The sequence below is a fragment of the Burkholderia sp. MSHR3999 genome (assembly GCF_000833595.1).
Lineage (GTDB): Bacteria > Pseudomonadota > Gammaproteobacteria > Burkholderiales > Burkholderiaceae > Burkholderia > Burkholderia ubonensis.
The window spans coordinates 2,436,019-2,458,261 of record NZ_JRFO01000007.1 but is presented as its reverse complement, the minus strand read 5'-3'; the positions used below and the strand labels follow the sequence as shown (position 1 = coordinate 2,458,261).

The 22,243-nt window shown below is 64.2% G+C and carries 13 protein-coding genes and 2 pseudogenes; 10 read left to right on the top strand and 5 right to left on the bottom strand.

Going from position 1 to position 22,243, the window contains the following annotated elements; genetic code table 11:
• Positions 1–2: 2 nt before the first annotated feature.
• Positions 3–1,352: pseudogene (locus tag KY49_RS34155) on the bottom strand (TonB-dependent siderophore receptor); the annotation flags it as partial.
• Between the two features lie 372 nt (positions 1,353–1,724).
• Complete coding sequence (tssF, locus tag KY49_RS34150; RefSeq protein WP_042588625.1) at positions 1,725–3,599, bottom strand: type VI secretion system baseplate subunit TssF; 1,875 nt, start codon at positions 3,597–3,599, stop codon at positions 1,725–1,727.
• 120 nt (positions 3,600–3,719) lie between these two features.
• Between tssF and KY49_RS38950 the strand changes: the two are divergent.
• The 3 genes and pseudogenes from KY49_RS38950 to KY49_RS36700 all read left to right on the top strand — a co-directional run.
• Positions 3,720–5,510 (top strand): annotated as a pseudogene (locus KY49_RS38950) (type VI secretion system Vgr family protein); the annotation flags it as partial.
• A gap of 15 nt (positions 5,511–5,525) precedes the next feature.
• Positions 5,526–9,626, top strand: coding sequence for an RHS repeat-associated core domain-containing protein (locus KY49_RS38945; protein WP_415877470.1), 4,101 nt, complete (start codon positions 5,526–5,528; stop codon positions 9,624–9,626).
• Positions 9,627–9,860: 234 nt separating this feature from the next.
• On the top strand, positions 9,861–10,115 hold the full coding sequence (locus tag KY49_RS36700; protein WP_080435435.1) for a PAAR domain-containing protein: 255 nt from the start codon (positions 9,861–9,863) through the stop codon (positions 10,113–10,115).
• Between the two features lie 81 nt (positions 10,116–10,196).
• Here the strand turns inward: KY49_RS36700 and KY49_RS34140 are convergent, their stop codons facing one another.
• Positions 10,197–10,946, bottom strand: a complete 750-nt coding sequence (locus tag KY49_RS34140; protein ID WP_042588624.1) for a TetR/AcrR family transcriptional regulator — start codon at positions 10,944–10,946, stop codon at positions 10,197–10,199.
• A gap of 170 nt (positions 10,947–11,116) precedes the next feature.
• Between KY49_RS34140 and KY49_RS34135 the strand changes: the two genes are divergently transcribed.
• The 7 genes from KY49_RS34135 (at position 11,117) to KY49_RS34105 (ending at position 19,905) form a co-directional block, all read left to right on the top strand.
• Complete coding sequence (locus KY49_RS34135) at positions 11,117–12,298, top strand: isovaleryl-CoA dehydrogenase (protein WP_042588623.1); 1,182 nt, start codon at positions 11,117–11,119, stop codon at positions 12,296–12,298.
• A 74-nt stretch (positions 12,299–12,372) separates the two neighbouring features.
• Positions 12,373–13,980, top strand: coding sequence for a carboxyl transferase domain-containing protein (locus tag KY49_RS34130; RefSeq protein ID WP_042588622.1), 1,608 nt, complete (start codon positions 12,373–12,375; stop codon positions 13,978–13,980).
• Positions 13,981–13,997: 17 nt separating this feature from the next.
• Entirely contained in the window at positions 13,998–14,783 is a 786-nt protein-coding gene (locus KY49_RS34125; protein ID WP_042588621.1) for an enoyl-CoA hydratase/isomerase family protein, read from the top strand.
• 49 nt (positions 14,784–14,832) lie between these two features.
• Positions 14,833–16,830 carry an acetyl-CoA carboxylase biotin carboxylase subunit gene (locus tag KY49_RS34120; protein ID WP_042588620.1) on the top strand — a complete coding sequence of 666 codons (1,998 nt, stop codon included), beginning with the start codon at positions 14,833–14,835 and terminating at the stop codon, positions 16,828–16,830.
• A 160-nt stretch (positions 16,831–16,990) separates the two neighbouring features.
• Positions 16,991–18,133, top strand: coding sequence for a DUF2827 domain-containing protein (locus KY49_RS34115; protein WP_042588619.1), 1,143 nt, complete (start codon positions 16,991–16,993; stop codon positions 18,131–18,133).
• A gap of 519 nt (positions 18,134–18,652) precedes the next feature.
• A complete protein-coding gene (locus tag KY49_RS34110) occupies positions 18,653–19,453 on the top strand; it encodes an EAL domain-containing protein (RefSeq protein ID WP_042588954.1) in 801 nt (266 codons plus the stop codon).
• 80 nt (positions 19,454–19,533) lie between these two features.
• Positions 19,534–19,905 carry a hypothetical protein gene (locus KY49_RS34105; RefSeq protein WP_010096823.1) on the top strand — a complete coding sequence of 124 codons (372 nt, stop codon included), beginning with the start codon at positions 19,534–19,536 and terminating at the stop codon, positions 19,903–19,905.
• Positions 19,906–19,924: 19 nt separating this feature from the next.
• On the opposite strand, the gene KY49_RS34100 is transcribed toward KY49_RS34105, so the two are convergent.
• Positions 19,925–21,061, bottom strand: coding sequence for a DUF2827 family protein (locus tag KY49_RS34100; protein WP_042588618.1), 1,137 nt, complete (start codon positions 21,059–21,061; stop codon positions 19,925–19,927).
• Positions 21,062–21,084: 23 nt separating this feature from the next.
• Positions 21,085–22,239, bottom strand: coding sequence for a DUF2827 domain-containing protein (locus KY49_RS34095; protein ID WP_042588617.1), 1,155 nt, complete (start codon positions 22,237–22,239; stop codon positions 21,085–21,087).
• Positions 22,240–22,243 lie beyond the last annotated feature (4 nt).

The following is a 22,243-nucleotide window of genomic DNA, read 5'->3' as shown; positions in this document are numbered from 1 at the left end:
CTAGACAGGTTGTCGCTTTGCGTCTTGCTCGGCGTGCCGCCGGGCGCGAGCAGGCCGTAGACGGGATCGAACAGGTTGAAGCCCGGCGTCGCCTTGCCGCGGATCGTGTCGCCGCGGAAGCTGCGCTGCCGCTCGTATTCGCCGCCGACGTAGAGCGCGTGCTTCATCCCCGCGAGCGTCACGTTGCCGAGCAGGCCGAGCGTCGCGATCTGGTCCGAATCGTTGCGCCCGAGGTTCGCGTCGGACGAGCGCATCATCGCGCCCGTCGTGCTGTTCAGGCTGGTGGCGCGCGTGATGAACTGCTGGTAGCGGTCGCGGCCCCAGCCGTAGGTCGCGCGCAGCCGCCACGCATCGGACAGGCGATGCTCGACGCGTGCGCGCAACGTCTCCTGGATGCCGCTGCTCTGCGACCACGCTTCCTCGTAGCGGCGATCGCGCAGCGCATCGTCGAGGCGGCCGTTGACGAGCGCCGTGCCGCGATCGAACGGCGTCGTGTAGTCGACGTACTGGTAGCTGACGTCGATCGACGTATTCGCGTCGCGCCACGACAGCGCGGGCGCGATCAGCGCATCGCGGGTGCGGCCGAAGGTGCGCCAGTAGCGGCTCGTGTCGTATTCGCCGGTGAGGCGGAACGCGAGCGTGCCGCCCGCGACCTGGCCGGGCTTGCCGAGCGGGCCGGTGAGATCGAACGCCGCGCCCGCGCCGCCGTGGCTCGTGCGCGTCGCGGAGATCGAGCCGCCGAACGTGTCTTCCGGCTTGCGCGTGACGAGGTTGATCACGCCGCCCGGGTCCTGCATGCCGTAGAGCAGCGACGCGGGGCCCTTCAGCACTTCGACGCGGTCGATCGTCGCGAGATGGCTGTGCAGCACCGGCGTGCGCATGCCGTCGACGAGCACGGAGCCGTCGTTGTTCGAGCCGAAGCCGCGCTTGATGAACGCGTCGCGCGTGCCGCCGAGCGTGTTGGTCTGCGTGACGCCGCTGATGTTGCCGAGCACGTCGTCGAGCGAGCGGGCCTGCTGGTCCTGCATCACGCTGCTGCTGACGACGGCGACGGATTGCGGAATCTTCGAAAGCGGCGTGTCCTGCGCGCCCGCGACCGACGAGGTGCGTGGCTGGTAGCCGATGGTCGGGTCGGCGACGGCCGACGCGTTGACGCTGATCGTCGGCAGGTCGGGGGCGGCGGTCGACGCGGAGCGCGCCGTCGGCGATGCCGGCGCGGCGGGCTCGAATTCGGTGCGGTCGCCGGCGGCCGCATGCGCGCCGCTCGCGACGCAGAGGGTGATCAGGGTGTGCAGGCTCGCGCGCCATGGACGGAGCGTCTGGGCGCGGCGGGGCGTTCGGCGTGAATGCATGAATCGATGACCGATGGAGTGCTAAGGAATGCGCGGCCGGAAGCGGGGCTTCGGCGTGGATGGCGGTGGCATGATATTGGTAATGAGAATCATTTGCAATAGTGGTGGTGTGGCGGGTACAAGAGTCCGGCGCAATAGGGGGAAATCAACGGCCGGGCATTGCGCGTCATTTCGGGGATGTTCGACGAAACCGCGTTTCACGAGCATCGATACGCGCGACGGGCGCTGGATCCACCTGCGAACCGGAGCCACGGGATCGTGGATGACCGGTCATCGAGTGCGGCCGATCGTGCCAGAGACGCACAGTGTGTTGCCAATGTGCCGGAAGTGCGTTGGCGCGATTCCCGCCGTTCACCGGATATCCGTCGTGATTCAGATCAATGCACGTGTCCCGGGGCGAGGCGGGCAGCGAAGAAGGTCCGCGCCGGTCTGCACGGAGCGGACGATCAATTGGATGTAGCTGTTCGCCGGCGCGTAAGGCGCGAAAAGCCTGTCGAGTACCTGTGCAAACGTACTGAGCGCGATATCGCGCAGGGTGTGTTCATCCACGAACAGGAAGATTTCGATGCCCCGCACGAACGACGGAAAATGACTGTCGACGCTCATCCATCTGACGGCAGGCTTGTGTTCCAGCCGCGAGATTGCGTCTACGTTGCGTCGCGCGATCGAAGTTGTGCGCGGCAAGTGCAATCCGAGAAACTCCTTCAGTGCGTGCAGGCCCGATTGCGTCAGATCGAGTGGTTGTGCCGTCATGGCGGCGAGCACACGCCACAAGATGTTCCGTCCGCGCGGCAGGGAACTGGGAAGGGTCGGTCGTGTCAGCAGCGTGATCGGGCAGGCAAGTGCCGAGCCTTCGTGCACCAGATCGCTGTCCGGCGCACCGATGGGTAGCCGGGACGGCAGATCCCCGTTGGTTGCGGTGACGTCGACATCAATTTGTGGATGATCGGGGCGGGCAATTTCTCCGTGTATGTCGATCAGCGATAACAGGAGCCCCCGACGAGTCGCATGATCTTCCGAGTACGGCGTTCTCGAGGTTCTCCAGTAGATGGTCGGCGGCAGGGGCGCGCTGCCGTGACTGAAATCCGCGTACGGTTTCACTGCGATGTCCGGATGACGTCCTGGCCTCGGCGAGAACGCCACCTGACCGGACGGCGTTCGCTCGCCCAGGCGGACGGTGTCGATCGAGTACACGTCGAGCGAATGGGCCGATGTCAGTGGCCGAGGGATGACGGGGTAACCCGTGGCATTTCCGGTCGTCTGGATGGGCATCGCAGCGCGCTTGAACAAATTGATCACTGGGGTGCAGAACAATCTGAAAGCTGTAACGTCCAGTTCGCTCAGCGCCTGTGTCGTGGCCGGCCGGTTTTGTCCGCCTCTTGTCGCGATGTGCAGCGTCAGCAACCTGACATCGGTCGCGCGCGCCGCACGCTGAATCCGCCCCAGGTCAATATCGAGGAACTGGAACTTTTCCGGGAATGCGAAGTACTCGATCAGACTTCGAAATGCGGCCGGGGCGGCGGCCGGCTCTTCCGGTAGCAGCGCATCCTTTTCGTCGAATCCGGCTGCTTTGATCGGCACCTTCGATAGCGTCGCCCACCGCCCATTTTCGTTGACCTCGACGTACGCGGCGCATGCGCGCAATAACAACGAATCGGTGAGCGCGGCGACGAGTGGCCGGTTGCCAGACAGGTAGATGCGTAGAGGCCCGGGAGGAATCGTTCCATCGAATGTGCCCGAAAGCGTGTCACTGCCGAAAGTGACCGAGATGATGTCGGTTGTGTCGACCGGCAACTTGACGGACGCCGGGGCCGATGTCGCGGAGCCGACGCGTGCCGAATGAACCCGCAGCGGGCATAGTGTGACGTCATAGACGGTCCGGAACCGGCATGGTTCAGCGTTGGCGTCGAGCATCGTGCCGCGCGGTACCGCGATGGGTTCGGTCTGTTGGCCGAAGAGGGCGGCCGGGTCGAATTGGGCGATCGCACAGGCCGGAACCGTACGCAGGTACTGCGGATATAGCGTTTCAAGCAGCGCTTCGGTGAATTCGGAATAATCGTCCTCGAGTCTTGCGTCAACACGCGCGGCAAGCAGAGCGAAGGCTTGAATGAGCCGCTCGGCATGGAGGTCGCCTTGAGCAGTCACACCGAGCCGCGCACCGATCTTGGGATGGCGCTCGGCAAATTCCATCAGGCCACGTGAAAGCAGGCCGACCTCGTATTCGTAGTGGGGCAGCAGTTCTTCCATTCACCATTCGAGTCGCGGAAATCGCCTTGTTTGTGCGCATGCGAAACGTTACAATGTGTTAAGTATATTACAAATATATAACGCAAACGCATTTCCCTCTGCGGAGATTCCGAGGCTGCCATGCAAATGTCTGAAATCGCGAGCTTTTTTCAGCTTCAAAACAACCGGCTTTTTACGATTCTGACGCCACTGGATGGAGCGTCCGATCTTGTGCTCGTTGATTTTGAGTGTTCGGAAGGCCTGTCCCAAAACTTCGAGATCCGCGCCCGTCTTGCATCCCGAGACCCGAACATTGAATTGAAACGGCTGATCGGACAGGCGGTAACGATTACGCTGAAATTGAGCGATGCGCTGGCGAGCTCGGAAGAGAGATATTTCCACGGCTACGTCACGGCGTTTTCGCATCTCGACAACGACGGGGGCTTTGCCCTCTATCACGCCACGATTCAGCCGTGGCTGTGGATGCTCTCGCGCCGTCGCGATGTCAGGATCTTTCAGGAAGAGACCACGGAAGCCATTCTATCGAGCGTCTTCAAGGAATACGGCCGCATCGCGTCATTCGAATTTCGGCTGTCGAAGCCGACGAAGCATCGTAGTTACTGCACCCAGTACAGGGAAACCGATCTCGAGTTCATCGAGCGTTTGATGAGGGAAGACGGCTTGTACTTCTTCTTCGAGCATGCAACAGACGGGCACACGTTGATCCTCGCAGACAATTCGGTGGTGGCAGAACCGATAGAGGGCCCCTATTCGCGATTGCAGTATTCGAAAGGCGAGGCGCTCGACGACATGGCCGTCGTCACGTCGTTCCAGGCGAGTCGTCAGTTGGAATCCGGCAGCGTTGGACTAAAGACGTTCGACTACAAGGCGCCCCATGCGCGTCGTTTCGTGTCCGGAGGGACGGATGCGAATCAAGGGGAGGTGCCGGCGTATGAAATCTACGATTATCTCGGCGAATACGGTTTCCCTGACAGCGATCGCGGGGAAGAGCTCGTTCGATTCAGGACGGAGGCGCTGGCAGCGCACAGCAAGGTCTTCATCGGGACGACGACCAGCCGGCGGTTGGCGCCTTGCAGATACTTCGAGTTGTTCGATCACTACGATTACGACAGCGCGAAGCCCGAGGACCGGCAGTTTCTGCTGACCACGGTCACGCACAGCGGGACGAACAACTATCAGGCCGCCGGTGGCGCGGCGACGTATCGCTGCAGCTTTACGTGCATTCGAAAGAAGATCCCTTATCGTCCCGCCTTCACGATTGAGCGCCCCCTCATCACTGGGCCTCAGACGGCGATCGTCGTCGGCCCGGACGGAGAGGAAATCTATACCGACAACCTTGGCCGCGTGAAGGTGCAATTCCACTGGGATCGCATCGGCAAGCGGAATCAGGGCAGTTCGTGCTGGGTTCGAGTCGGGCAGCCGTGGGCGGGGCGAGGGTTCGGGATGGTTCAGATACCGAGAATTGGCAACGAGGTGGTCGTCATTTTCCTGGATGGGGATCCGGACAGGCCGCTGATTATCTCGAGCGTCTACAACTCGGCAAATATGCCGCCTTGGGCGTTACCGGCCAATTCGACGCAAAGCGGGATTCTCTCGCGGTCGACCAAGGGGGGCAACGTCCACACGGCCAATGCCATCCGGATCGAAGACAAGAGGGGCGAGGAGGAGATCTGGATTCATGCCGAAAAGGACCAGCGCATTGAGGTCGAGCACAACGAGTCACTGAGCGTCGGCCACGATCGAAGCAAATCCGTCGGCAATGACGAGCACGGCAGGGTCGGGCGGAACTGGACCCTGAGTACCGGGGGCTACAAGTTCGAGACCGTGGCGCTTGCGTCAGTCAACAATGTCGGCCTTGGCGCGATGGTCAATGTCGGCATGGCCTACAACGTCAATGTCGGCGGCCTGTATCTGCGCAATGTCGCAATGGAAATGGCGAGTACGGTTGGCCTGAATCGCACGGACAGAGTCGTGCAGAACTGGACGGCTGACGTCGGCCATACGTACACCGTGACGGTGCGCGGGAAAGCGGTCGGCGACGCGGTGAAGTCGGACCAACAGAATCCGATCCAAGCATCGACGGATTTCGCTCCGCAACTGCCTGCGCCCGTATCGAGTTCGGACGCCAATCAATTGCGTCTCGCTGACACTGGAGAAAGCTGCCTGTCCGGCGCGAAGCAAGCTCAACTCGTCGGTCCCGGCGGAACCGTCACGATCGATGAAGCGGGCATCCACCTGAAGGGCAGTGCAATCTTCCTCCAGGCGCCGACGATAAGCATGACAGACGGCGATGCCGGTAGTCTGGCGCCCGTGACCGAGGCAGACTGCGCGGAGTGCGCGAAGAAAACGACCAGTGCGAATCCGGTTGACGTGGCGACTGGGCAAAAAGTGCTGGCCCATCAGGATTTCATGCTGCCGGGGCGCCTGCCAATCAACTGGACGCGAAGCTACCGCAGTGCCGATCAGCGAACGGGTAGTCTCGGGGTCGCCTGGAAATTGCCGTATGCGACCGAGGTGCGCTCGACGGATGCAGGGTTGATCTACTTTGATGCCGATGGACGCCAGTTGCAGTTTCCCGTTCTTGCGGCCGGTGACGAGCACTTTCATCCAATCGAGAAAATCATCTTGTCCCGGCCAGAGGATGACGATGCCGGGGCCGTCTACGTAGTGCGATTCACCGACGGCTACGAAGAACATTATGCGCGGCACCCGATTTTCGAAGATCGATGGCAGTTGCATCGTATTGCCACGCGCGACGGCCAGAGCCTGAAACTGGGATACACACCGCAAGGTTGGCTTTGCGAGGTCCGCAACGACCAGCATGCGGTGCGCTGCAATCTGGATGACACGGGACGCATCGTTGCGGTGGTGAGCGTGCAGGACTCGGGCAGCACGGAACGTCGCTTGGCCGCTTACGTGTACAACGAGTACGGGGATATGGTGGAAGCGACCGATCGCTCGGATCTCACGTGGCGTTATGCCTACGAGCACCATCTGCTGACGATGTATCGCACGCCGTCGGGGGCGGTGCATGTTTCAGAGTGGGACAGTGACACGCCGCAATCCAGATGTTCGAGAACTTACGCCTATACGGAGGACTCGAACGGCCGCCAGCAAGTGACGCGCGACGTGCGCTTCTCTTATTCACCGTCATTGCGTACGACGCGCATGACGGACGGATTGGGCCACACAACCGAATACCACTATAACGGCCTATGGGCAGTTGACCGAATCGTTCATCCGGATGGCAGCGTTGAAGAGACTCACTTCGATGAGACGGGAAGTCTCGCCGGTTATACGGATGCGTTGGGGCGAAAAACGCGAATCGTCAACGATGCGCGCGGTAATCCGACTACGATTATCGATCCCGCGGGGCAATTAACGCGACTCGTCTATGGCGCGTTGAATCAGCCCGAGCAGATCATCGATCCGGCAGGTCAGATATGGCTACGCGCCTACGATGAGTCGGGGCATCTCCTGAGCGAGACCGATCCACTTGGCAATGTGACGGCATATACCTATGAGAACGGCTTGCCGGTGACTCGCACTGATGCGCTTGGCAACGTAACGAAGTTGCAGTGGGACCCTGTCGGTCAGCTCGTGTCGCATACTGATTGTTCGGGGAACACGACCGGCTACACGTACGATCGGTTCGGTCAGCTAACGGAGATCGCCGACGCGCTCGGGAATGTGACCCGACTGACCAATAGCGAGGCGGCGCGGATCGCGGGCGTGCAGCCCGCCGGTATGGGCTCCTGGAAAGCTCGCTACGATACGGCCGGGCGTATGGTCGCCCAGGTCGATCCGCTGGAACGCGTGACGCTCACCGAGTGGGATGCATACGACCAATGTGTGAAGATTGTCGATCCGGCCAATGGGGAACGGCGGTTCGAATACGACGAATCCGGTCGGCTGACGAAATTGACCAATGCGAATGGCGACGTTGCTACCTTCCTTTACGACAGCAGGTCGCGACTGATCGAGCAAATCGGATTCGATGGTCGTCGGCAGAGCTGCAAATACAACGCGGCGGGCGATCTTGTCGAACGGACGGACTACGGCCAGGACGGGCAGATCACGACAAGTATCATCCATGACGGTATTGGCCGCCCGATCGAACAGAAATCGAGCGATGGCAGTCATGCGCGCTATCGCTATGACGTGCGGGGACAGCTTACGCAAGCGCAAGCCGTTGCGTCGGGACGCTCGCCGATCCAGGTGACGTATGAATACGATGCGGCCGGTCACTGCACGGCAGAAATACAGTCGCATCACGGTCGGGTATGGCGACTCAAGCATGACGTCGACGCGATCGGCAATCGGGTGTCGACGTACGTGCCGGACGCAGGCGCGCTTGTCTGGCAGCGCTATGGCTCGGGTCACGTCCATGGCGTCCTGCTGAATCAACAGCCGTTGGCCAGTTTCGAGCGCGATGCGTTGCACCGGGAAATTCGGCGCACGCAAGGCGCGGCGTCGCATGAATTCGCGTATGGGGACAATGGATTGCTTGCGGCTCATCGGTGGCAGAGCCCGGGCGATCTGCCGCTGCCGCAGGAACATTCGCGTCCATGGCGAACCTGGCAATATGACCCTGCGGGTCAGTTGACAAGCCTGGACGATACGTTGCGCGGGAGGAAAGCCTATCAATACGACGCGTTGCTGCATCTGAAGAGTGTGATGTCGCCGAGCGATGCGGAGATATTTCATTACGACCGCGCGGGAAATCTGATGGGTGAGGCGGGCACGTCATCGATTTCACCGGGACATGCCAAGGGGGACCGTCTGAATGAATTCTGGTCGTCGGCATTTCCTGAACGTCGTACGGAATACGCATATGACGGTCACGGCAACAGAATGTCCAGAACGATGCTGTCCGCCGTTGCGCCCGAGCCGCGTGAACGGTTGCGTGACCCACGTAGATCGGCAAACCTGCTGCAGGCGCTGCGAGCGCTACGAGGTGAGCCGGACAGAACAGGAGTGGAAGCGTCCGTGGTCTCCCCGGAGGTGACGCGATATCGATACGACGGTAACCATCAGTTGGTTGCCGTCGAGCATGCTGGCGGAGAAAGGACGGAATACGAGTATGACGCGCTGGGGCGGCGGGTGGCGAAGCACCGAAAGCAGCCGGATGGGTCGAGTCAAACGACACTCTTCGTGTGGGACGGCGACTGGATGTTGCAGGAGATTGTCGCAGGGAGCACAAAACTCGAGGACAAGGTTGTAACGTACGTGCGGCACCCGGATCATTCGGGGCCATTGTCGAAATTTGCGGAAGGTCGTGCTTGGCATTACGTGACCGACCATCTCGGTACGCCGCAGGAGCTATACGACGATCGCAAGGAGATCGTGTGGGCGGCCGACTTGAGTGCTTACGGGCGCATGCGACGTGAGTTCGCGAGTTCGGTGGATAACCCGATTCGTTTCCCCGGCCAGTACTACGATGCGGAGTCGGGCCTGTATTACAACCGCTTCAGATACTACGACCCGGAGACGGGCCGCTATATCAACCAGGATCCGATCGGATTTCTGGGAGGGTACAACAAGTATGCCTACGCATTGAATGTCCCTAATCAGGCATATGATCCGAAGGGGTTGTTCATTCCGTTGATTGTTCTGGCCGGACTGGGGGCGAGAGCATTGCTTGGCGGGGCAATCGAACTGGGAATGCAGAGTGGAAAACAGGTCTTGGGGCAAGTGAAGGAGAACTGGGACGAAGGGCGTCCTCTCACCGACATCGATCTGGGCTGCGTGAAAATCGACTGGGCCGACGTTGGCGTGTCGGCGGCGGTCGGAACGGTCGCGCCTGGTCTGTTTGGTACGGCGAAAAATGTTTACAAATCCACCAAGGCGTTGAAAGTACTTTCCAGGCAGACCGGCAGGACTGCAAATCGTGCCGCCAAGTTGCAGGCGAGAGTGAGTGCGAAGAAGTCCGCGATCGGCAAGGAACTGGCAGTTCAGGGGGCGTGGCAGGGTGTCAAACAAGGTGGGAAATGCGTGCTTGGCGAGGAGAGAAAATGCGAAGAGTAAGCAAGACTTGGTTATATATCGTTTTTTTTGCGCCGCTGGCATTTTTCTATGAACCCGTGAAAAGGTACCTTGGGGGAGGCTGGCTGTTTTTTGTATGCGCGGTCGGTTATCTATGCGTGTGTTCGCTGTTGGCAAATTATTTTGGAAAGCCCGATAGAAAATAGAAGGCAGATTGCCGGTTGTGATTTGTCGATGCCTTGCAAGAGAGCGATTGTTGTGTTGAGGAATACCTGAATGCCAACACCCGTTGCAACCATTGGTACGGAGACCACGCATGGTGGGGTGGTGACGTCGGCTAACGCGGGCGTCGTTGTTGACGGTCGTCCGGTCGCGTGCGTCGGTGATACGGTGTCGTGTCCGTTGCACGGGCAAGGGGTCATCACGGACGGTGGTTTGGCGGCAGTGAGCGGGCGCCGAATCGCCCGCCACGGCAGCAGCACGAGCTGCGGTGCGACGCTCGTTGTTTCCGGGGGAGGCCCCACTGTCTGACCGATTCGCCTTTCACCGGCGTGAGATTGAAAGCACGCTGAAGCTCACGCACTGCCGGCTGGCCGAATGACCGGGACGCGCTCACGCGCGCTTGCCGTTCCCCTCCAGCCTCCGCACCGCCTCCGCCACCTCGTTCCTGAACCGCACGAGCGCCGCCTGATCCGGCGCCGGCGGCTGCACTGCCGCCCACAGCATGTCGATCAGCTGCGCGGCCGTCGTTTCCGTATCGAGCTTCCGGTGCCCGAGAATCGCGTCCCACAGCACGTGCTCCATCGGTCCGAACACCATCGAGCGCAGCAGGCTCAGCGGCATGTCGGTGCGCACCTGGCCGGCCGCCTGCCCGCGCGCGAGCACGTCCATCAGCGGCGCCGTATAGCGCCGCTGCAGCGCGGTCAGTTCGTCGCTCAGCACATGCTGCTTCGCGCGCCCCTCCGACAGCACGAGCGCGCACAGCCCGGTGCCGTTCACCAGCATCAGCCGCAGGTGGGTGCGCACGATGAACGCGAATTGCTGCTGCACCGGCGCATCCTGCGGCATCCCCAGCTCGAACGCCGCGATGATTTCGTCATACCAGTCCGCGATCACCCGCGCACACAGCTCGCGCTTGCCGCGGAAATAGCTGAACACGGTCGCCTCGGACACGCCGACCCGCTGCGCGATCTCGGCGGCGGTCGCGTGCTCGTAGCCCTTTTCGGCGAACACGTCACGTCCGGCGCGCAGGATGTCCTGCACGCGCTGCTGCGATTTGCGGCCGGCGGGCGCGCGGGGCGCGTCGGCGCGCTCGGCCTTCACGGTGTCGGTCATGATGTCGGTCGGATGCACGGCTGTCATCCGGCCATGATATCTGAGTGTCACTCAAAAAACTATTGACGACGTCCCACGCAAAGCGCGAAACTACGCAAAATTTCCGCAGTATTGGCTAACGAATCGGCGCAACAACCGGTTTTGAGCAAAACTCAGAAATCGGTGCGCGCAACGCACTTTCTGGAGACGGAGGAGACATGATCAACTTGCCCGGCGTGCAATTCATGCTCGGTGAAGACATCGAGATGCTGCGCGACGCCGTCGCGAACTTCGCGGCGAAGGAAATCGCGCCGCGCGCGGCGGAAGTCGATCGCACCGACCAGTTCCCGATGGATCTGTGGAAGAAGTTCGGCGACCTGGGCGTGCTCGGGATGACCGTCTCGGAAGAATACGGCGGCGCGAACATGGGCTACACCGCGCACATGGTCGCGATGGAGGAGATCTCGCGCGCGTCCGCGTCGATCGGCCTGTCGTACGGCGCGCACTCGAACCTGTGCGTGAACCAGATCCACCGCAACGGCACCGAAGCGCAGAAACGGAAATACCTGCCGAAGCTCGTCTCGGGCGAACACATCGGCGCGCTCGCGATGAGCGAGCCGAACGCCGGCTCCGACGTCGTCAGCATGAAGCTGCGCGCGGACAAGCGCGGCGACCGCTACGTGCTGAACGGCACGAAGATGTGGATCACCAACGGCCCCGACTGCGACACGCTCGTCGTCTACGCGAAGACCGACGTCGAAGCCGGCCCGCGCGGCATCACCGCGTTCATCGTCGAGAAGGGGATGAAGGGCTTCTCGGTCGCGCAGAAGCTCGACAAGCTCGGGATGCGCGGCTCGCACACGGGCGAGCTCGTGTTCGAGGACGTCGAGGTGCCGGAAGAGAACGTCCTCGGCCAGCTCAACGGCGGCGTGAAGGTGCTGATGAGCGGCCTCGACTACGAGCGCGCGGTGCTGTCGGGCGGCCCGACCGGCATCATGGCCGCGTGTCTCGACGCGGTCGTGCCGTACATCCACGACCGCAAGCAGTTCGGCCAGGCGATCGGCGAATTCCAGCTCATTCAAGGCAAGGTCGCCGACATGTACACGACGTTCCAGGCGTGCCGCGCTTACCTGTACGCGGTCGGCCGCCATCTCGACTCGGCCGGCAGCGACCACATTCGCCAGGTGCGCAAGGACTGCGCGGGCGTGATCCTCTACACGGCCGAGAAGGCGACGTGGATGGCCGGCGAGGCGATCCAGATCCTCGGCGGCAACGGCTACATCAACGAATACCCGGTCGGCCGCCTGTGGCGCGACGCGAAGCTCTACGAAATCGGCGCTGGCACGAGCGAGATCCGCCGGATGCTGATCGGCCGCGAGCTGTTCGCGGAAACGCTGTAACGCCCACGTCACGCCCACGTCACGCCCACGCCACGCCCACGCCACGCCCACGCCACGCGAACGGAGCCCCGTCGATGCCGATCATCGAATCCAAGCTGAACCCGCGCTCGGAAGAATTCCGCGCGAATGCCGCGGCGCTCGAGGCGGTCGTCGCCGACCTGCGCGCGAAGATCGAACAGCTCGCGCAGGGCGGCGGCCCGGCCGCGCGCGACAAGCACCTGTCGCGCGGCAAGCTGCTGCCGCGCGACCGGATCGCGCAGCTGCTCGATCCGGGCACGCCGTTCCTCGAGCTGTCGCAGCTCGCGGCCAACGGCATGTACAACGACGACGCGCCGGGCGCGGGGATCATCACCGGCATCGGCCGGATCGCGGGCCGCGAGTGCGTGATCGTCTGCAACGACGCGACGGTCAAGGGCGGCACCTACTACCCGGTCACGGTGAAGAAGCACGTGCGCGCGCAGGAGATCGCCGCGGAAAACCGCCTGCCGTGCGTGTACCTCGTCGATTCGGGCGGCGCGAACCTGCCGAACCAGGACGACGTGTTCCCCGACCGCGACCACTTCGGCCGCATCTTCTACAACCAGGCGACGATGTCGGCGGCGGGCATCGCGCAGATCGCGGTCGTGATGGGCTCGTGCACCGCGGGCGGCGCGTACGTGCCGGCGATGAGCGACGAGTCGATCATCGTGAAGAACCAGGGCACGATCTTCCTCGGCGGCCCGCCGCTCGTGAAGGCGGCGACCGGCGAGGAAGTGAGCGCCGAGGATCTCGGCGGCGGCGATGTGCACACGCGCCTGTCGGGCGTGGCCGACCATCTCGCGCAGAACGACGCGCATGCGCTGTCGATCGCGCGCAACATCGTCGGCCACCTCGCGCCGAAGCTCGCGTCGCCGGTGACGCTGCGCGAGCCGAAGCCGCCGCGCTACGACGCGCAGAGCCTGTATGGCGTGATCCCCGTCGACACGCGCAAGCCGTTCGACGTGCGCGAGGTGATCGCGCGCATCGTCGACGATTCCGAATTCGACGAGTTCAAGGCGCGCTACGGCACGACGCTCGTCACCGGCTTCGCGCACATCTGGGGCCATCCGGTCGGGATCGTCGCGAACAACGGCATCCTGTTTTCCGAATCGGCGGTGAAGGGCGCGCATTTCATCGAGCTGTGCTGCCAGCGCAAGATCCCGCTCGTGTTCCTGCAGAACATCACGGGCTTCATGGTCGGCCGCAAGTACGAGAACGAAGGGATCGCGCGGCATGGCGCGAAGATGGTGACGGCCGTGTCGAACGCGAAGGTGCCGAAGTTCACGGTGATCATCGGCGGCTCGTTCGGCGCGGGCAATTACGGGATGTGCGGGCGTGCATTCGGCCCGCGCTTCCTGTGGATGTGGCCGAACGCGCGGATCTCGGTGATGGGCGGCGAGCAGGCCGCGTCGGTGCTCGCGACGGTGCGCCGCGACGGCATCGAGGCGAAGGGCGGCGCGTGGTCGACCGACGACGAAGAGGCGTTCAAGCAGCCGATTCGCGACCAGTACGAGCGCCAGGGGCACCCGTACTACGCGAGCGCGCGGCTGTGGGACGACGGCGTGATCGACCCCGCGCAGACGCGCGACGTGCTCGGCCTGGGGCTCGCCGCGTCGATGAACGCGCCGATCGACGACACGCGCTTCGGCGTGTTCCGGATGTAACGAGCAAGGAGCGGACGATGCGATACGAAACCATCAAGGTCAACGAAGCAAACCGCGTCGCGACCGTCACGCTGGCGCGCCCCGACGTGCGCAACGCGTTCAACGAGACGATGATCGCCGAGCTGACGACCGCGTTCGAATGGCTCGACGCGCACGCCGGCGTGCGCGCGGTGGTGCTCGCGGCGGAAGGAACCGCGTTCTGCGCGGGCGCCGACCTGAACTGGATGAAGAAGATGGCCGGCTACTCGGACGACGAGAACCGCGCCGACGCGCGCAAGCTCGCGCGGATGCTCGAGGCGATCCACCGCTGCGGCAAGCCGGTGATCGCGCGCGTGCATGGCGATGCGTATGCGGGCGGCGTCGGCCTCGTTGCCGCCGCCGACATCGCGATCGCGGCGGACGGCGTGAAGTTCTGCCTGTCCGAGGCGCGGCTCGGGCTGATCCCGGCGACGATCGCGCCGTACGTGGTGCGCGCGATGGGCGAGCGCGCGGCGCGGCGCTACTTCACGACGGCGGAAGTGTTCGAGGGCGCGCGCGCGGCGGCGCTCGGCTTCGTGCACGAAGCGGTGCCGGCCGGTGCGCTCGACGAGACGGTCGAGCAGCTCGCGGCGACGCTGGTCGCGAACGGGCCCGATGCGGTGCAGGCGTGCAAGCGGCTCGTGGCCGACGTCGCGGGCCGTCCGCTCGACGCGGCGTTGATCGAGCAGACCGCCGAATGGATTGCGCGGACCCGCGCGGGCGCGGAAGCGCGCGAGGGCATCGCCGCGTTCCTGGAGAAGCGCACGCCGTCATGGCGGGCGTGACAGCAGCGCGCAGCGCGAACCCCATCCCTTACCGGACGACATCGAAGCCATGTTCGACAAGATTCTGATCGCCAACCGCGGCGAAATCGCCTGCCGGGTCGCCGCGACGTGCCGACGTCTCGGCATCGCGAGCGTCGCTGTCTATTCCGACGCGGACGCGCACGCGAAGCACGTCGCCGCGTGCGACGAGGCCGTGCATATCGGCGGCGCGGCGGTTGCCGACAGCTACCTGCGCATCGAGCGCATCATCGAAGCCGCGCGCGCGACCGGCGCGCAGGCGATCCATCCCGGCTACGGGTTCCTGTCCGAGAACGAGGACTTCGCGCATGCGTGCGAGCAGGCCGGCATCGTGTTCATCGGGCCGCCGGTCGACGCGATCGCCGCGATGGGCTCGAAGGCCGCCGCGAAGGCGCTGATGCATGCGGCCGCGGTGCCGCTCGTGCCCGGCTATCACGGCGACGAGCAGGACGCGGCGCTGCTGCATCGCGAGGCCGATGCGATCGGCTACCCGGTGCTGCTGAAGGCGAGCGCGGGCGGCGGCGGCAAGGGGATGCGCGTGGTCGAGCGCTCCGACGATTTCCCGGCGGCGCTCGCGTCGTGCCAGCGCGAGGCGGCGAGCAGCTTCGGCAACGACCGCGTGCTGATCGAGAAGTACCTGACGCGCCCGCGCCACGTCGAGGTGCAGGTGTTCGGCGACACGCACGGCAATACGGTCTACCTGTTCGACCGCGACTGCTCGGTGCAGCGCCGTCACCAGAAGGTGCTCGAGGAAGCGCCGGCGCCGGGCCTGCCGGATGAGGTGCGGCGGGCGATGGGCGAGGCGGCGGTCGCGGCCGCGCGCGCGGTCCGCTACGTCGGCGCGGGCACCGTTGAATTCATCATGACGGGCGACGCGTTCTACTTCATGGAGATGAACACGCGTCTGCAGGTCGAGCATCCGGTCACCGAGATGGTGACGGGCCTCGATCTCGTCGAGTGGCAACTGCGCGTCGCGGCGGGCGAACCGTTGCCGTTGCAGCAGGCGCAACTGCACGTGAGCGGGCATGCGATCGAGGCGCGCCTGTACGCGGAGAACCCCGCGCGCGGCTTCCTGCCGTCGACCGGCACGCTGAAGCACCTGCGCCTGCCCGACGGCGTCGAGTTCGCGACCGGCGCGCCGGTGCGCGTCGACAGCGGCGTGCGCGAAGGCGATGCGATCACGCCGTTCTACGATCCGATGATCGCGAAGCTGATCGTGCACGGCGCGGACCGCGAGGAAGCGCTCGGCCGGATGATGCGCGCGCTGCGTGAATGCGAGGTGGTCGGGCTTCATACGAATGCCGCGTTCCTGCAGCGGATCGTCGCGTGCGAGCCGTTCGCGACGGCCGATCTCGACACCGGCCTGATCGAGCGCAACCACGACACGCTGTTCGCGCCGCAACAGCCGCCGCGCGCGGCGCTCGCGCTCGCCTGTGCGGCGCTGCGCGCGCGCGAGCGCGATGCGCTCGCGGACCCCGGTTCGCCGTGGGCGGCGCTGTCGAACTGGCGTTTGAATGCCGGCTACCGCCGCACGCTCGAATGGCGCGCGATCGATCGCGAGTCGGACCTCACCGTGACCGTCGACGACGACGCGGCCGGCAAGCGGCTCGCGATCGGCGACGCGCCGGCGCAGCCGTTCGCGTGGACGCGCGGCGCGAGCCCGCTCGACTTCGACGTGACGCTCGACGGCGTGCGCAGCAGCGGCCGCGTGTATGCGGACGGCGACACGTTCCACGTGTTCACGCAGGGCGCGTCCGAATCGTTCGAATGGCGCAACCTGCTCGCGCACGCGGGCGACACCGAGCACGGCGGCGGGCGCCTGACCGCGCCGATGCCGGGCAAGGTGATCGCGGTGCTGGTCGAGGCCGGGCAGGCGGTCGAGCCGGGCACGCCGCTGATCGTGATGGAAGCGATGAAGATGGAGCACACGATCGGCGCGCCGAGCGCGGGCGTCGTCGCGGAAGTGCTGTACGGCGTCGGCGACCAGGTCGCCGACGGCGCGCAACTGCTCGTGATGGCGGAAGCCTGAGCGCTGCGTCAGGGCCCGTCGCCGGTCGGCGCGGGTCCTGACCATCCCTGACAGTCCGGCGGCCGGAAGTCCGCTAAACTGGCGGTCAGCGCGGCAGCGCCCGAACGGGGCGCGGCCGCGCGCGACACTGCGACCCTCCAACTTCCCATCCTCGCCGACGATGACGTCTCCTGTCCTGAACGGCCTGCGCATCGGCATCACGATCGGCCTGCGCGCCCCCGACGAAAGCCTTTGGATCAACGGCATCAAGCAGAACGCGCTGTTCCTCGCGAAGCTGCTGATGGCGTCGCCGCACGGCTACCGCGTGACGCTCGTCAACACCACCGACGTGCCGCTGACCGATGCGCTGCCGTGGGATCGCGCGGTGTACGACACGCGCGCGTTCGCGGACGCGAAGGACGCGCTCGACGTGCTGATCGAGCTCGGCGGGCAGATCGACGCCGCGCAGACCGCGTACCTGAAGGCGCGCGGCGCGAAGCTCGTCAGCTATTGCTGCGGCGTCGAGTACATCAACGCGATGGAGTCGATGCTGTTCGGCCGCCGGCTGTGGGATTCGCTCTTCATCAACCGCGGCTTTGACGAGGTGTGGGCGATCCCGCAGATCGCGCCGTCGTCGCTGCCGTTCCTGCAGTCGCTGCGCCGCTGCCCGGGGCGCGTCGTGCCGTTCGTCTGGGATCCGATGTTTCTGGCCGAGCGCGCCAGCACGCTGCCCGGGCACGGCGAATACCGGCCGAGCGGCGCGAGCGCGAAGCGGCTCACGGTGATGGAGCCGAACCACAACGTCGTGAAGTTCTGCGTGTATCCGCTGCTGATCATCGACGAGGCGTATCGCCGCGAGCCGGACGCGATCGCGTTCACGCACGTGACGAACGCGGACCGTCTCGCGCGCGAGAGCCAGGAGTTCGTGATGCTGATGAACTACCTGGAGGTCGTGCGCGCCGGCAAGGCGAGTTTCGTCGGCCGCTTCGACACGCCGGTGTTCCTGTCCGAGCTGACCGACATCGTCGTGTCGCACCAGTGGGAGAACCCGCTCAACTACTTCTACTTCGACGTGTGCTGGCAGGGCTATCCGCTCGTGCACAACGCGAGCCTCGCGCCCGATCTCGGCTACTACTACCCGGACAACGACGTGCAGCAGGGCGCTGACGCGCTGCTGCGCGCGCTGCACACGCACGACGACGACTGGGAAGGGTACGCGCTGCGCCAGCGCGAGATCCTGCGGCGCTATACGTCCGCGAACCCCGCGCTCGTCGCCGAGTACGACGCGCTGCTTGCGCAGTTGATCGGCGCGACGGCGGCGTAGCGGCGTCGCGGGAGCAAAAAAAACCGCCGAAGTGGGGGCTTCGGCGGCTTGCAAGGCACAAAGATGACGGATCCGGGGGTGGTCCGCCGGAATTGATTTTAATGTTAACTATCCTGTAAGACTGTTAAAGACAGTCAGTTTTAATTGCCGGTGTGCGATGAATTGATAATCCGGAAAATCAACCTTCATTGAATATCATAATGAACGAATGGTTGATGTCTTGGCCCGGTCGAGCCGCGCGGCGCGCGCGATTTCAATTCATATTTTCATATGAATAAAGCGCGATCCGGCGAGCCGAATAATAAGTTGTTCCGGATTTCATTCGTGTAATTTCAATATCGTTAACAGTATTCGAATTTGCTTGAATCTAGAATGGCTTCCGGATATTTCAACGAAGGCCGGATTTTCGATTCGGTCGATTTTCGTTGGCAAGGTGCGGGAGGATTCTTTTTCATTCTCCGGCGTTTATTGTGACGAATGGGCCGGTTCGCGCGGCTCGACGTTTTCCGGAGCGCCGGAATGAATGTGGTCGATGCTCGCCTTGAGGCGCAGATGCAAGAGAATCATGACGACGCCGGCCAGCTGTTCGATCCGACCGCCGCACATCCCGACTCCGTCGCGGTATGCCGCTTCATCGAGCGCCGGCTCGCGTTTGCGCGCGAGCCCGTCTGCAGGACCGACCTGTCGGGCGGCGTGCTCTACCGCGAATGCCTCGCGCGGCTCGCACGCGGGCAGCGCGACGTGTTGCGGCCCGTTGCGTTCCTGCCGGGGCTCGTATCGATGGGGCTGATGCGCTGGTTCGACCAGCTCGTGGTCAGCCGGACGATCGACAGCCTGCGCGCCGATGCGCAAGCCGTCTACGGCTGCAACGTGTCGGCATCGAGCGCGACGGAAGACGCACAGTGGCAGACGATCTTCGATCGGCTCCACGTCGAGCCGGCGGTCGCGCAGCGGCTCGTGCTCGAGATCACGGAAACTACGCCGCTGGACCCGCTATCCGGCCGTGCATTCGTCCATCGGGCGCGGCAGACCGGCTGCCGGATCGCGATCGACGATTTCGGCGCGGGCCACAGCGCGCACAACCACTTCGTGGTCGGCCGTCCGGACATCGTGAAGCTGGACCGGTCGATGCTGGCGATGATCCGGAACAACGCGGTCGGCCGGTATCAGGTGCGCCGGCTGGTGGCGCTGACGCACGAGAACACGGGGCACGTCGTCGTCGAAGGCGTGGAGACCGAGCTCGACCGGCAGATGTCGATCGACGCCGGCGTCCGGTGGGCGCAGGGCGATCACTTTTCCCGGCGTTCGGATGCCGCGTGATGCGATCCGTTCGATGTCGTGCAGCCGGGTGGGCTGACGCAGTCTTGAGAGGTGGGGCGGCCGTGGACGCACACAGCAGGATGGCGATACATCGCGAGCCGGCGGCGATCCGGGAGGTGGCGGCCATTCTCGTCCGCCTGAGCACCGGGCCGGCCGGCAGGCAGGTCGACATGATCCGCTACTTCGACGGCCTGGAGGCGGTCGCGCGCCGCATCGCGGCGGCGCGCCTGCCGGATGCGGCCAGCCGCGAACTGGCGGCCCGCTATTACTGCGCGGGGATTCTGACGAGCGTGTACGGGCGCGAATCGGCGATTGCGCACGGCATCGCCGGCAGCCTCGAGCAACAGGTGAACGGCCGCGCATCGCGGCGCATCTTCGCGGTGCTGATGCGCGCCGGGCGCAAGCAGGGGCAGGCGTTCATGGACGCCTGCGGGCATCTCGTTCGCGGGTAGCGCTTCCCGCGTTCCCGCATCAGCCGATCGCGCGGTCGCCGAACAGTTGCAGAATCCGCTCCGAATGCGCGCGGACGTTGTGCTCGGCCAGCGCATCGACGCCGGCCAGGTATTGCCGAGCCGCCCGCGCGTAGTCGTCGAGCCGCGCATCGTGGGTCTGCGCGGCGGTGACGATCGCCCGCGCCGCGTCGAAGATGTCGAAGTCCGCGTAGTAGTAGCCGACGTCGCGCAGGAACGGCGAGTTGTGCACCAGCGGGTAGTTGCCGTACAGCGCGTCGTAGAGCAGGTAGTTCAGGCCGTTTTCCCAATGGTGCGACACGACGATGTCGGTGTGGTGCGCGGCCCACGCGACGAACGGCGCGCGCACGTCAGCGGTCGCCTTGCCGTCCTGGACCATTTCCAGCCCGAGCGCGAGATGCTTGAAGGCGACGTTTTCCTTCTTGTCGAACGTGTTGGTCATGTAGACGTGCTCGACCAGCTCCGGATGGGCGACGTAGCACGCGTTCGCCGCGAGCATCGGCACGACCGCGCTCTTGACGACGTTGAGGTTCGGCTCGAAGAACGCGATGCGCTTCGCAGGCCCGTGGTTCCGGTAGCCGAAACGCGCCTTCAGCTCGGGATCGGCGTCGAGGCTGCGCTCGATGAAATACGGCGACCAGATGTGCGGCAGCACGAACACGGGCGCGCGGTAGACCGCCTGGAAATAGGCCGCGCAGGTGTGCGCATGCTGCGGGTTGGTCCAGATCTCGTCGAACTGCACGCGATGCGGGTTGGGCCGCCAGTCGTTCTTCCCGAAGTTGATCGTTTCGACCGCGATCACGTAGTCGTTGCCGAAACGGTACGACACGCACTTGCCGCCGCGCTGCCGGACCGCGTCCGCATGGCTCGGATGAATGAACGCGTTCATCTCGATCAGCAGGTCAGTCTGGTGGACGATTGCCGACAGCGGCCGCAGCGCGTCGCGGAATTCGTCCATCATCAGCGCTTCCGGATAGTCGGCGATGCCGTCGTCGTGCGCGAGCCAGACGTCGCCGACGAGCGGCGACTGCTTCAGCAGCATGTATAGGTACACGCAGTGCTGGTTCGCGCCGTTGTACCAGATCGACTGCGCCGCGTCGCGCTGCACGTTGATCGTTATCGCAACGTTGATCTTCATGTCGGCTCTCCGTCCGCGGTGCGTCAGGCGTCGTGATAGAGCGACGCGATCGCGTCCGTATACGCGGCGACATTGTCCGGGTTGTAGATGCTGACCGAATCGAGTACGCGCTTCGACCGCTCGCGGTACGTGTCGAGGTTCGCGTCGTGCTCCGCGAACGCTTGCAGCAGCGCGCGGCCGCCGGCCTGGCAGTCGAAGTCAGGATAGAAATACCCGGCGTCGCCGAGGAACGGCGAGTTGTGGATCAGCGGATAGTCGCCGTACAGCAGTTCGTAATACAGATAGTTCTGCGCGTTTTCCCACGTGTGCGACACCACCGCGTCGCCGAACGCCGCCATGAACTCGTATACCGCATAGCGGCTCTCGAACGTCGTGAGGCCGTGATCGACGATGTCGAGGCTCTTCGCGAAGTGGACGAACGTCGTGTGGTCCTTCAGGTGCAGCGTGTTGCACACGCGCACGATCTCCAGGAAGTCCGGCTGCGCGCGATACGCTTCCTCGGTCACGAGCATCGGGATGATGCTCGTCTTCACCATGCAGATGTTCGGTTCGAACATCGTCACGCGCCAGCGCGGTTTGCCGGGCTGGTAGCCGAACGCGAGGCCGGGCCCGAGCGTCGCGCGCGCCTTGTCGAACAGCATCGGATGCCAGATGTGCGGGACGATCGTCACCGGCGCGCGCAGGCCCGTCTGGTAATAGTGCAGGCACGAACGCTCGAATTCGGGAATCGTCCACACGCTGTCGTACGGCGCGCCGGAGAACAGGAAGCCCGACGGCTTGTTGAACATCGCGCGCTCGATGTCGATCACGTAGTCGTTGCCGACCCGCATCGTCACCACCTTGCCGCCGCGCTCGCGGAACGCGCGCAGGTAATCGGCGTTGAACTGCGCGCTCATCTCGATCAGTACGTCGCAGCGCTGCATCGCTTCGTCCATCGACAGGAGCGGCACGTTCCATTCGCCGAGCATCATCTGCGGATCGGCGACCTGTTCGCCGCCGTTCACCATCACGGCTTCCGCGACGAGCGGCGACTGCCGCAGCAGCAGGATCAGCAGCAGGCAGTTCTGGAAGATGCCGTTTTCCCACAGCGACTGGCCGGCGCCGCGCACGAACAGCGACACGCCGACGACGAGGCGCTTGCCCTCGCCGGGCGCTTGACGGGCATTGGAGTCCGACATGCGT